The organism is Veillonella sp. 27098_8_77, assembly GCF_041431535.1.
Lineage (GTDB): Bacteria > Bacillota > Negativicutes > Veillonellales > Veillonellaceae > Veillonella.
This window is the reverse complement of record NZ_JAPVXW010000009.1, coordinates 52218-66069: the sequence shown is the minus strand read 5'-3', so window position 1 is coordinate 66069 and position 13852 is coordinate 52218. Positions and strand designations below refer to the sequence as shown.

At 38.7% G+C, this 13852-nt stretch carries 8 protein-coding genes; all 8 read right to left on the bottom strand.

Going from position 1 to position 13852, the window contains the following annotated elements; translation table 11 throughout:
• Position 1 precedes the first annotated feature (1 nt).
• The 8 genes from O3617_RS06655 to O3617_RS06620 all read right to left on the bottom strand — a co-directional run bounded on the left by O3617_RS06655 (position 2) and on the right by O3617_RS06620 (position 13842).
• Positions 2-484, bottom strand: coding sequence for an OmpH family outer membrane protein (locus O3617_RS06655; protein WP_316062709.1), 483 nt, complete (start codon positions 482-484; stop codon positions 2-4).
• A gap of 108 nt (positions 485-592) precedes the next feature.
• Positions 593-2770, bottom strand: coding sequence for an outer membrane protein assembly factor (locus tag O3617_RS06650; protein ID WP_371449249.1), 2178 nt, complete (start codon positions 2768-2770; stop codon positions 593-595).
• Positions 2771-2925: 155 nt separating this feature from the next.
• A complete protein-coding gene (locus O3617_RS06645) occupies positions 2926-7215 on the bottom strand; it encodes a translocation/assembly module TamB domain-containing protein (protein ID WP_371449248.1) in 4290 nt (1429 codons plus the stop codon).
• 186 nt (positions 7216-7401) lie between these two features.
• Entirely contained in the window at positions 7402-8892 is a 1491-nt protein-coding gene (locus tag O3617_RS06640) for a TolC family protein (protein ID WP_371449247.1), read from the bottom strand.
• A 26-nt stretch (positions 8893-8918) separates the two neighbouring features.
• Positions 8919-10178 (bottom strand): MlaD family protein, encoded by a 1260-nt coding sequence (locus tag O3617_RS06635; protein ID WP_371449246.1) that lies wholly within the window; start codon positions 10176-10178, stop codon positions 8919-8921.
• Entirely contained in the window at positions 10178-10936 is a 759-nt protein-coding gene (locus O3617_RS06630) for an ABC transporter ATP-binding protein (protein WP_275249339.1), read from the bottom strand. The genes O3617_RS06635 and O3617_RS06630 overlap by 1 nt, the downstream gene beginning before the upstream one ends.
• Before the next feature lie 24 nt (positions 10937-10960).
• Entirely contained in the window at positions 10961-11722 is a 762-nt protein-coding gene (locus O3617_RS06625) for an MlaE family ABC transporter permease (RefSeq protein WP_371449245.1), read from the bottom strand.
• A gap of 44 nt (positions 11723-11766) precedes the next feature.
• Positions 11767-13842, bottom strand: coding sequence for a SpoIVB peptidase S55 domain-containing protein (locus tag O3617_RS06620; protein WP_371449244.1), 2076 nt, complete (start codon positions 13840-13842; stop codon positions 11767-11769).
• Positions 13843-13852 lie beyond the last annotated feature (10 nt).

Here is a 13852-nt window from a genome sequence, read left to right as displayed (position 1 = left end):
ATTATTTTGCATCAGCTGCGAGTTTCTTAAGTACTTGGTCTGTAATATCTACACCACCATAAAGAACAGCATCTTTAGGAAGAACTACAGATAAACCTTTAGCATCGCCAACAGATTTGGCAACTTCCATCGTTTTATCTGCCATTTGCTTATTCATTTCTTCCATTTTCTTTTCTACATTCGCTTGTGCTTCTTGTTTGATTTTTGCTTTTGTTGCATCATCTTGCGCAGCATCAACCTTCGCTTGCATATCCGCAGCTACTTGGCTACGATAATCGGTAAATTCCTTAGCAGCTTTCACATATACAGGATTTTCAGGATTATCTAATCGGCTCATGTCGATAACACCAACATTACTAGCAGAGCTAGTACCAGGTGTAGCCATTTGTGTATATGCTAATGCACCAATACCAATAATAAAAATCGCTGCAATAACAATGGAGAATATTTTTACATTCTTCTTGTTATTCATCATTCTCATCATAATGAACATTCCTCATTTCTGTTAATCTACGCACTATGAGTGCCATAATAGAGATATTGGTGAAAGCCCCCTCCAAAGAAGGTGCTTTCACCATAATACGTCTCAATATTAGAATTGTGTACCAAAGCTGAAGTGGAATTTCTTCTTATCCTTGCCAATACCATAGTCGAGTTTAACAGGACCGATTGGTGTAGTGATACGAACACCGGCACCAACGCCATAGTTAAAGCTCTTAGTATTTTTATACCAAGGAACATTAGGAGCATCCCAAGCATCACCAATATCAGTAAATAATACGCCACTTACCTTTTTCACGATAGGGAACCGGAATTCCAATGTCGCATTGTACATATTCTTACCGCGGAATTGATCATCTTCATAACCACGTAATGTATCTGCGCCACCTAATGTGAACAACTGGCTATATGGTGCATCGCCTTGGATGAAACCACCGCGTGCACGGAAGGCCAATACATTTTTGGAGCCTACTTTTTTGTATGCACGCATTTCAGCTGTGAACTTGTAGAAATCAAAGTCACCGCCTAAGCCATGACCAGCCCATTGTGCAGTGTAGGAAATACGACGACCACGAGTTGGTTCATAGATGTTATCGCGGGAGTCATATACCTTTTGCCATGTAATGGAATTGATACGACCAAAGTTTTTGCCTACATAATCCATGCCAGCAAAATCATATGAACCGTTGTTCCATCTATTATTAGGGCCTGCACCAGCACCAGCATCATAGCGGAAACCGGAGCTATCGTCATTATCCCATTTGTATTTATCGGAACGAGATTCGAGTGTTAAGTAATCGCGTGTATATTCGCCTGTTTGACGACCAAAGGAAATATTAAAGCCTTTGGATTTTTTGTTGTATTCTGCTACTTCGCTACCATCGCTATCGTAGTCAGTGTATTCATCTTCACGGTTGAAGAAGGAGAATCCAAGAGAAGTGCCTCTGTGGTCGATCCATGGTTTCAAGTAAGAGATTTGGTAGTTTTTATATTTCTTCTTACCACCGATTTCCCAGTGAACTTTAAATTTATCGCCTGTACCGCGAAGATTATCTTCACCAAATTCAACGATACCCATTAAACCATCAGATTTAGAATAACCAGCACCCAATGTGATAGTACCAGTTTTATGTTCTAATACGTCGATTTCAATGATTACATTGTTAGGATTTTTTTCACCTGGCAACATACGTACATTTACATCATCAAAGAAGCCTAGGTTGTATACGCGTTCTACGGAACGACGAACCAAGAATTTATTGAATGGTTTACCTGTTTTTTGTACGAATTCACGAGTGATAACTTTATTACGAGTTTTCTTATTACCAGCAGGTACAATATCCTCTACGATGCCTTCTACGATATGAATGTGAATCATACCATTGTCATCTACAGCGATACCGTCTACATGAGCTAGCATATAACCATCACGAGCATATGCTGCGTTGATACCTTGTACCTTTTGGCCTACGTATACGGAGTTCATAATTTGGCCTTCAGGAATAGCCATATATTTAGTTAATACATCGGAAGTGTATACGGAGTTACCTTCAAAAACAACGCCATGTACCACTGGATTAGTTACTACAGCAAAGTCAATTTTTACGCCTTCTGGAATAGATGTAAAGATTGGGTTCACTTCAGAGAAATAACCGCTATTACCCAAGTTTTGTACGTCTTTAAATACACCATCAACAGAAACAGCGTCGCCTACCTTTTCGGACAATAATGTCATCAATTGAGCTGCTTGTTCTGCAGAAACACCAGAAATAGATAAACCAGTAATAGTTTTACCTACAAATGGATTAACGGAATCAGCGCTAACACCGGTAACATATTGGGCCTCAACGGATGTTACAGCTTGTGCTTGTCCATTTTCTGCAACCTTATCTAAGTCTGTACCAGCTGTAGTTTTAGAAACCATTTTAACTTGTTTATCGTCAGTTTTTAATGCTCCATTATTTACGGTAACAGTTCCATCGGAACCTTGCACAACTGTACCATCAGTGGATAATGTTGTATCACCACGTGCTGCTAAAATAGCCGCATCAGTATCATCTTGTGTATTAGTACCTTTTTCTTTACCAGCATTGTATACAGCTGCTTTTGTAGTCGTATCGTCAGTTGTTGCAGTATCTGCAGTAGCAGTTGCATTCATATCTGGTGTATAGCCTGCTTGTACCTCTGCAGCAAAAACACTGCCTGTACCCATAACGGCAGTCAACACAGATGCTGCTAGCATACGTTTATAGGCTTTGCTTGTTAACATAAAATCCTCCTAAAATTATCCCTCTTTAAAGAGTATTAAATCTTTATTATTATATCATATAATACTGGGAATTAGTACTACTATAATTCAATTTTATGAAATTAAAATGACTATAATGAAGGTGCTTATTCAGTTCCTTCATTATAGTCATATCACTAGAATTCTCGTGTCCAACGTCCACCAAAGTATGTACTACCTTGAGACGTATGCCAAGCATTAAACTTAACACTTCGACGCAACGAATATTCAATACCATATTTATTTTGCTTATTATTGATACCTTGAGTATAGGTAATCATCGTTCTCGGCAAGACATACTTACCAATTTCGATATTATAATTTCCTGATGTTTCCCTACTAGTAGGTTCATTAGGATCTATAGAACCTGTCGTAATATTAACACGATCTAAGCCCAATGCATTTTGAACCGCATCTTGTACGTAACCGAAAGCAAACATTTGCGCACTAGCTACCGCCAATGCATTGGCATCTTCATTGGTAATCGTACTACTATTCGATGGTTCACCTCGACCAAAGGTTAACATAGAAATGATCTGTTTACGCGATAAACTTGGTTCTGATTTAAGCGTTAAATCCATATGGTCCACGGTACCTTTTACACCAAGATGGATATTATAGGTGCCCACATTTGTCTCCGCATCAAGCTGAAGCATAGGCAAGTACGATCCAGATGCAAAGGTTGCAGTCCCCTTTGTAATATCAAAGGTATGACTTAGATATTTAAATGTGCCACTTACTACATTAAACTGTCCACTAGAGGTAGGCGTAAATACGGATCCACCAAAATGGACATCCCCTCTAATGCGCATATCATATAAGGACCTATCATAGAGTCGTACATTTTTACCCGCATGTACATTTACATCAATGCCAAGGTTTCGTGTACTTTCACTGGTTTCTAGAGAAAGAGGAATCTTAAATTTCATATTTTCTAGATTTAAATCACCCATAAGCGTTGGAATACCATTTTTTTCAGCGATATATAACTCGCCTTGTAGTGGGCCAGAAATATATTCATTAGCTAAATCAAGTTCATCCAATTGAATAGCCATACGATAATTAGTCATCTCGTGACCTGTCCAATTAACCTTTGCCGCTAAGCCCGCAGTACCTTTGCCAGCAGATATGCGTGATTGGAAATCAGCTTGTTGTCCTGAGAAAATCAAATCCCCATCAATGTCTTTAAACTCATTACCTATGGTCTTTATCTTCATCGTACCATTGCGAACAGATACTGTACCATAAGCCTCTGGCTGATCAATAGTCCCCGTTACATGAACAAGACCTTTTAGCGCTCCAGTTGCTTCTTTCACGGTAGGAGTAATCAAAGGGATAACAGCCATATCGGCTTCATTAAAGTCAATAGTCATATCCATCGCTTTAGAATCATTCGCATCGAGATATCCAGTCGTATACAACGCGGCTAGAGGAATCTTACCATATGCACTTAGCTTATAGTCGCCTTTACCCCCTTGAATACGTTGAACATTAATAACATGATTTTCCATGGTTGCCAATACGAATCCTTGATCAATATCGATACCATTATAAGAACCATTGGCAAGGCTCGCAGACAATTCAACCTTAGGATTTTTTGTAGCCCCTGTCATATTGATAACACCGGTAACGGAACCAGTAGCATTAATATTATCACCAATAAGCGGCAAAAATGGTTCTATATCAACATCGCGAACTGCAATTTGTAAATCTGCATCACCATCTAAATCAACAGTACCACCAGCAGCAATAAGTCCATCATCAACAGGTAATTTTAATGTGCGAATTTTAAACTTACGATTTTCTAGACTGGCATCTATCGTTGCATCGCCTACTACCTTCGTATCAATAGTTACATCCTTAATTGAACCCACCACATTAAGGCTTGGATTACCATAGGTGCCTCCCAAATCAACAGTACCACTTAACGATCCATCTAATTTATCAACAGGTTTACCAAGCAAGGACAATAGGTTGTTTACACGGCCATTTGAGACCTCGAGTGTACCAAATAATCTCTTGTCGCCCACCGTAGACATACCTGCACGGGCCATATAATGGCCACCTTGTTCTTCATCAAATTCAAATTTTTCTAAATTAACGACGGTTTTATCTGCATATAATGTACCAGAAATATTGGTAATACCTTCGCCATTAATAGTTAAGAAGTTAGATGTAACAGATCCATTAAAATTAGGATTGTATAAAGAGCCACCAATATGCCCCTTAGCTTGTACATAGCCCTTTACATCATAATCAGTATTGACTAATAACCTGCCAATATCTATATCTTTACCTTCTAAATCGATATTTAGGGCATCTTCTGATACAATACCAGAGCCTTGAATAACGGCCCCATAGCCTTGAACAGTAAAGTCCGGTAATGTAAGGATTTGATTCTCTAATGTATAATCAAACTTCGCATCGCTTATTAACTTACCACTATAGGAGCCATCATACAAATGTGCATATCCATGAACATATGGATTATCTATAGTACCGCGAATCTCATTTTCTGATTCAAACCAACCAGTAAGTGGAACATCAGAAAACGGTCTAATTAAGTTCTCTATCCGAACAGCTTTTGCACGCGCCCGCATATTAAGTGCATTAGAATTTAAATCAAGTGTCCCACCTATAGTAATAGCACCATCCCCATCACCTATAGATGTATCGGTTAATTCTAATATATGATTTTGAATAGTAAAGCCTGCATTAATAGAATTAAAATGAGCACCATCATAAATGATCTCAGGACTTGTAATACTACCGGTCACAGATGGATTATCTAAATTTCCTGTAATAGAAGTATGGCCTGTAATATTACCAGATATACTATTACCAACAAGACTTGAAAAATTAGATGCATCTAATGAATCCGCCGACAAGGATAGATTTAAAAGATTATTATCAATCGTACCATATCCACTGAGTAAACCATTACCCATAGCCCCTGTGACAGCAATATTGGTAATCGTACCAGATTTTGTAAAGCTAAGTTTAGCCGTATCGAGAGAGATGCCACGTGCCGAAATACCAGAACCGATTACATTTCCTTCTAAAGCAGTAATATTTCTATTTTTTCCGGTAACGGCAAAATCGCCATTTACAATGCCACTAATAGGGGTTGCTAGATTTTGAGTAAATGGTGCAATCTCAGCATTATGAATTGTTCCCTCTACAGAAAAATCACCGCTATCGACATTATATTTTCCCCTACCGTTTACACTGCCATCTCCAATATATAATGTAGCATCACGTATATCTACTGTGCCGTCAGAATAAATGAAATTTGCCTCTCCACTATCAATACGATAGTCGTCATAAGAAACCTCATTACTCTTAATCGTACCTGATACATTTGGATTGACACTGGTGCCTCCAATATGAACGCGACCACCTATAGTACCGGTAAATTGGTTATTGGTGAAAGTCTCTAATGCTACGGAATCCGCAACAGCATTTAGATTTAAATCAACGTCATCACTAAGTGTTACTAAACCATTAATCTTAACAGCTTGATTATTTATATACCACCCGCTGCGACTGATTAGTATATTATTGTTTTGGAAAAAGATTTTCCCATTGCCTTTACTAATCTGATATGTAGTAGATCCATTCTTATACGTGCCGTCTACACCATCAAAGGCTAAATTACCAGACATTGAATACTTGCCATCACGCCCCGTAATCTGTGCTTTTACATCATGTAATATACCAGATGTTATAGAGAGATTTTTATTGGATGGAACCATATTCATGATGCCTGATATATCAACGGACTCGGCTCGAACAAACAAATCAAAATCATCCATTTTATTCATGTCGATAGAGCCATTAACAGCAATCGAATGGTCATCTAAAAGTCCATTTAATGCTCCTTTTGTCATACCATCAACATTTAAGGCTATATTACCATCTAGATTGGCTAACTTATGTACATTGCCATCTTTAAATCGAACAGCACCTGTAGCATCATTAACGACGATATTGCCATCAAATGATTTCTTATCATTTTTTGATGATGGTTTTAATAAAGAATTTACATTCCAAGTCCCATCAGCTAATTGCCACACATGAATGTCAGGTTTATCTAATGTAATCGTCGATACAACAGCAGCACCACTAGAATTGCCCATCACGATAGAAGGAACCGATGACCATTTCATAGATACATTCATAGTTGGTACATCTGCCACCAAATGATTACTCTCATCTCGTAAGGATACATTTTGCAGTTCTATATCCCCATCCCATGTTACATGTATGGAATCATACTGAATCGTGCCCCTTACTGTATTATGTAGTTGTTCCTGTACCATGGGTGCCACATATCGTTCTGCAACGGGATTAATTGAAGCAGATATGCCTGCTATACCAAGTCCCAAAACTGCTGCACCAATTAGGCACCATTTCTTCCGTGTCATAGGAAACCCCACACCTAAAAAATACGCTTATTTATACATCAATATTACCATACTCTATGATATTTCAATAGTATATGATGCATAAATTTTATGAAATCAAAATGTAATATATCCTATTTAATCATAAGAAAATGACGACCGCCAAAGCAGTCGTCATTTTTAATATAGTATGTACTATCTATATACTTATTTTTTTGCAGGTGTAGTTGAAGCTAATGCTGCTAATTGTTCTACTGCACCGCTGTTAGCAATAATGCTTGCCCCTTGACCTACAGGAGTATCCAAAGGAATACCTGTTGCTTGTTCAAGAGCGGAAATGCTGACATTGTAATTATACAACGCATCTACGTAGTTATTACGAGATTCTGTCAATTTAGTTTCTGCATCTAGTACATCAAGGTTCGTACCTACGCCAGCACGATAACGAAGTGTTGCAATACGGAAGTTTTCTTGCCCCTGTTTAACAGCAGTTTGCGTGCTTTGAATTGTTTGTTCTGCAGAACGCAAGTTAAGGTACGCTTGTTGTACTGCAAGATTTACCTTATCTACAGCAGCCAAATTAGCTTCTTTAGATTTTTCTAATGTATCTTGAGCGACCTTAATTTTATTTTGTGTTTGGCCCCCATCCCATAAGCTCCATGTAGCGGATGCACCAATATGCCAAGATTTGCTGCTTGTACCAAAGTAACCATCAGGATCAGCATAGCCACGACCAGCTTCAACACCTACAGTTGGTAAATAGCCAGCTTTCTCAGCTTTTAAAGCCTCTTCAGCTTGTTTTACAGCCATCGCAGATTGCACTAGAGCAGAACGATGAAGCATAGCATACGCTTTTGCTTGCTCTAATGTAACTGCATATGGTTTGTATTGTAAATCATGTTCTGCTGTTGTAATAGATGTTTGTGCTGGGTATGCAATCACCAAATTCAAGTTCGCTTCCGCTAAATTCGCTGCATTTTGGGCTTTTACAAGATTAGTTTGAGAATCTGCCAAATTAGTATCCGCAGCTAATACATCAGAATTAGCTACAAGGCCTACATTATATTGAGCCTTAACATTATCTACATGACCTTGATAATCCTTAACCGCTTGGTTCGCTACGTCAACCTTGTTACGATACATAATCAATGTATAGTAACCATTGATAGCATCATATTTAGCTTGTTGCAATGCTTCTTCATAAGCAGCACCACTGCCTTCACGAGCAAAGCGGGACTTATCAATATTAGCATCTAGTGAAGGACTAAACACAGGGGCCTTAATAGTGAAGCTATGTTGACCTGTTTTACTAGTAACAGTTCTACCCGTCATAGCATTGGCACCGTGATTACGCGTGCCTTGCCATGCATAGGATACATTAGGATTTTTTCCTGCTGCTGTAGCACTTACTGTAGCTTTTGCCGCTTCATAATCCCACAAGGATTGTTTTGCAGTGCGGTTATTAGCCAGTGCAAGAGAAACTGTGCTATCTTCATTTAGGTTCAATGCGACTTCATATTGTTGTGCATCTTGAGAAGCTTTTTGAGCTAATTGTTGTTGCGTTAATTGAATCGCTTCTTTTTGAAGTTTTGTGAGTTTATCACCATTATTGACAGATGTAGAAACAACGTCACTTGCGAATGCACCTGTTGTAGCCATCGATAATATTATGGCTAAAGAAAAGGCCTTCTTATTCATACGTATACCTCCACACGATATGTGTTTTAAAAGACTTGTTTAATACCAAAGTAGGTGCCTCCATTTGAAGAACCAAATGGGCGTGTCATTTGCACAACACCGTACGTATTATTATGTAAGCGTATATCAGAACGTAGTCGATATTTAGGATGATTTAAATCATACATAGCTGCAGAAACGCCAAAAGACCCACGTGGATTATAGTCAATGCCAAATCCGAGCTTGCTTTCAAAAATACCACCGCGTACTAACCATTTATTGGCAATAAATTTACCGCCATTCAAATCAAAATCGGTATCATCACCAATATTAGAAAGTCCAAATTCACCCATGCCTTTATCTGTGTAAACGCGAGCACGACCATTGATACGGACCTCTTCTTGATTTGTATTATAAAGTAAATCCACAGAAGGTTCTACTTTAATAGATGACTTTTTTTCAGAACCATTAGCCTTCGAAGAACCATTAACGGTTTCAGATGCATATGGTTTGCCACCTAACAATTTATTGACACGAGCAGAAATTTGCTCCGTATTATGCAATGTTGCTTTAATATTTTCTTGTGCTTTTGGATCCGTTACGGTTCCTTCCATGGATCGCGCCATATGATCAACACGATCCGTAGTTTGTTTAATATTCGTCAAAATGGCACGCATGTCATTACCTGCATTACCATCGGCATTAAATTGTTGAGCCGCTTGATTTAGCTGAGCCGTCACATCTGCCATATTTTGTGTAACCGCTACCGCATTATCAGCCATGACAGCCGTAGATTGCAACGAATGTTTTAATGCGTCTTGTGTTTTAGGGTCGCCAATAATATTATTAATGGATTGCAACATTTGTTCTGTACCAGCCATTAATTTTTGAGCACTTTGCATGGCTTTATCCATCGCATCAGCCCCTTCACCCTTAACAGAATCACCATCATGTAAATATACGGTTGATTTGCCAGGTGAAATTTGAATAAATTTATCTCCTAAGAATCCATCTGATCCTAAGGTAAATGTTGAATCGCTTGGTATTTGTGTTTTATCATCGATTTTCATCTTCACCACAACCCCAGATGGTGTAATTTCAATATCAGAAACCGTACCAATTGCGACACCAGAAAATTTAACCTGATTACCATTTTTCAACCCATTAACTTGAGCAAAATCACCGGTAATCGTCATCTGAGGTTTTGCAAATACGTCTATACGCCCCACAAATATGATGCCCAGCACGAACAACACAACACCTACAATTGTGAAAGCCCCTACTTTAGCTTCCGTCGTCCACTTCATTATCTGTCTCTCCTTGTTCCGATATCGATAGCCTCCGCCTCACCATGAATAAATTGTTGTACTTTAGGATTAGGTGAGTTTTTAAAATCCTCTGTTTTAGATACTTCTATAAATTTTCCCTTATCAAGTAATGCAATCCGATCAGCCACATAAAAAGCAGATTGCATATCATGAGTTACTACGATAGATGTACAACCCAACCGTTCTTGCATTCCTCGAATGAGCATGCTAATTGTCCCCGATGTAATAGGATCTAGACCAGACGAAGGTTCATCGTACAAGATGAGCGTCGGATCAAGCGCAATAGCCCGAGCAAGACTCACCCTTTTTTTCATCCCCCCAGATAATTCATTCGGCATGTAAGATTCATAACCACTCAAACCAACCCAGCCAAGTCGTTCAGCAACAATATGCTTAATCTCATCATCACTCATATTAGTATGTTCTCTTAGACCGAAGGCGACATTTTCCCCCACTGACATAGAGTCAAATAATGCGGAGTATTGAAATACCATGCCCATCTTTTGTCGTACCTTATTAAATTCTTCTTCAGATAATGTAGTAATATCTACACCATCTACAATAATTTGGCCCGATGTGGGACGTTGTAAACCTATAATTAAGCGCAATAGAGTACTTTTACCACTACCACTACCACCCAAAATGACAAGCGTTTCTCCATCTGCAATGGTTAGATTAACAGAATCTAATATTACACGCGTGTCATAGGCTACAACTACATCACGTAATTCAATCATAAAACCCTCGTTCGAGATAATCGATTAAAAGAGTAGAGTCGATAAAAAATAATTCAATACAAATACTAAGATAATACTTGTTACTACAGAACTAGTAGTGGAGAAACCAACAGCTTCGGCCCCCATCTTTGTATGCATCCCCTTATAGCACCCTACAAGAGCGATGACAGCACCAAAAACACTAGATTTAATTAACCCCAATGTAAAATCAGAAATAGTTGAAAACATTTGTATCGAATCTAAATAGGTAGCTGGTGCTAGCCCCTTTATAGCGGTAGCTACAAAATAACCACCTACTATACCAATAACAACGCCATAAAATGCAAGGATTGGTACCATAATCATACAAGCTACAACACGAGGTACAACGAGATACCCAATCGGATTTACAGCCATAACGCGTAATGCATCGATTTGTTCTGTTACCTTCATCGTACCAATTTCAGCAGTAATAGCAGCACCTACACGACCAGCCAATACAACTCCAACTAGTATTGGGCCTAACTCACGCCCCATAGCAACCGCCATGAGTCCGCCTACTGTGCCTTGTGCACCATAGGTAACCAATACATCTGTTATTTGCAGTGTCATTACACCACCCGCAAATAATAGTGTCAAGCTAATAATTGGTAGTGAATCTACACCAAGATGAGCCATCTGTTGTAAAACATGCCATGCATTGAGCATTTTTAATTGTTTTATGGTCTGCCATACGAGTAGCATAGCAGTCCCCACATTCGATAGACCGGCCATTACATTGCGACCTATCATCTCAAGCCAATTCACAACAGCCCTCCTTGCTAATTATTCGACCTACACAATACATCTTATTATATTTTATCATTAGAAGGTTTATCATTCGTCGGCTTATCGTTAGATGGTTTATCGTTAGATGGTTTATCTTTAGATGGTTTATCGTTAGATGGTTTATCTTTAGATGGTTTATCCTCTGCAGGTTTATTAGTTGAAGGATTATCTTTAGATGGCTTAGTAGCCGATGCATCCTTTTTACCAGAATTAGACTTAGACGCCTTTTTATTGCTTTGATCTTCTAGTTCTAATTTATGTTCCATCTTAACTTGTTCTTTTGCCCGTTTAGCTAATGCTTTATCACGGTCTTTAGTACTCATAACCTGAATGGTAAATTGACCATCACCTTGCACGATATACTCTGTATCGACAGCAGTTTTTTCATTTTTCTTTTCATCATCTTTGCCATCGCTAATGTCTTCGCTACCTTTTTTCTTTTTAAGGTCTCCAGGGCTTGGTTTATCTTCTACCCCTTGCAATTTTGCTTTTTTCACAGAGCTCGTCGAAGCCTCTTCATTTACGAGGCTAACACCATCTTCTAAGATTTCTACAACAATTTGATTGTTCGTATCTGTCTTTTGTAATTCATCAAACAAGTCATTAAAGTCTTTATATACCTTTAGTCGACGCAATACTTCATCGGTCAAATTGTATTTTTGTTTTTCCAATACATATGGCAATGGAATCTCACCGCCGCCACGAACCTCTAGAGTATATTTACCCAATGGTTGATCCTTTGGTACCGTGAAGAAAACCTCTTTGTTGATTTTTTCCCCGCGATATGGTTCCAATGTAACATCTACTACAATTGTATCCCCTGGTGATACTACTGTCGATGATGCAGATGCATCTACGAGTTTCGCCGTTCTTTTATCCTGCGTTACCTCTGTTTCCACATTGATATCGGTAATCTCGTAATTAATAAATCGATTGTTCATCAATACATCGATAACATTATAAAATTCATCAACTGTTTTCTCACTAATAGATTCAGAACTGTAGAACATATTAGTTCGTGTTAATGGTTTTTGTTCACCATTTCTTGGCGTAATGGTATATGTGATTTTTGCTGTACCTGCACCGCTGCGATCCAATGTTTTATTCAACATATTATATAGTGCTGTAGCCGCCAATGTAGGAGTCATATCCTTATCGTCAATAACCTTTACATTGGAATGTTTATCACGACCCATGTCGATATCTTTCAGATGAAAGCGTACGGGAATACCACTGGAGATTGTGCCCGATACACCGGCAATACCAGCACCACGATCCTCAGTAACGGTACCAATTTCACGGCCCATAGATCCCAATTTAAATGCGGATTCATAACTTTTAACAACCGTAAAAATATTTGCATTATGCATGAAGTAGTTGGCAGAACCATGTTTTAAAAACGGATGTCCAAAGGCCACCATTTGTTGACCATCAACATAGGTAACAGTACCAATAGCACCGAGTTTTAAGTCACCATCAACCAATAATGCTGCAACAGAGCCGCCAGCCTGTAAAGGTTTAGCAATATCGTCGCTACTAGAGCTAGCAGTGTCGTATGTTTCATAATTGTATTGTGGTAATTTTGATTTAAAATACTCCATAGACGCACTATCAAACCCATAAGCCATCAACGGAGTTTTCATAGGAATTAATTGTTTGTCTGACCAGTTATTAGTCAAATTCTTTTCATAAGGTATGTTCCACAATTTCACCATATCTTCAATAGGTGTAATCATACCGATTGTACCATCAGCAAAGCCCCAACCATATGCTACGGCACCAACGAGTTTCCCATTTATATATACAGGACTACCACTCATACCATGAGCAATCCCTCCAGTCTGTTCCATAACAGGACCGGAAAATTTTGCAAGAATCAAATGGCCGGATGGGCCTTTATCCTTCATAACGCCCAAAACCTTAACATTAAAATTCGATATGGTATCCCCTACTATTACTGTTTTTGCTATACCTTCCATACCAGTCTGTACATCTTGGACAGGCATAAAATCAACTGCCTGCGCCGATGATAGAGCACTACAGAAGAAAAGCGCCAGTATCGTTTTTCTATACCGACGCCAAGAATGAGAAAACTTCATTCCTATCTCC

Excerpts from the sequence above, each read along its gene's own strand:
- O3617_RS06655 (WP_316062709.1), bottom strand. The coding sequence starts at position 484 with ATGATGAGAATGATGAATAACAAGAAGAATGTAAAAATATTCTCCATT.
- O3617_RS06620 (WP_371449244.1), bottom strand. The coding sequence starts at position 13,842 with ATGAAGTTTTCTCATTCTTGGCGTCGGTATAGAAAAACGATACTGGCG.
- O3617_RS06630 (WP_275249339.1), bottom strand. The coding sequence starts at position 10,936 with ATGATTGAATTACGTGATGTAGTTGTAGCCTATGACACGCGTGTAATA.
- O3617_RS06645 (WP_371449248.1), bottom strand. The coding sequence starts at position 7,215 with ATGACACGGAAGAAATGGTGCCTAATTGGTGCAGCAGTTTTGGGACTT.
- O3617_RS06650 (WP_371449249.1), bottom strand. The coding sequence starts at position 2,770 with ATGTTAACAAGCAAAGCCTATAAACGTATGCTAGCAGCATCTGTGTTG.
- O3617_RS06640 (WP_371449247.1), bottom strand. The coding sequence starts at position 8,892 with ATGAATAAGAAGGCCTTTTCTTTAGCCATAATATTATCGATGGCTACA.
- O3617_RS06635 (WP_371449246.1), bottom strand. The coding sequence starts at position 10,178 with ATGAAGTGGACGACGGAAGCTAAAGTAGGGGCTTTCACAATTGTAGGT.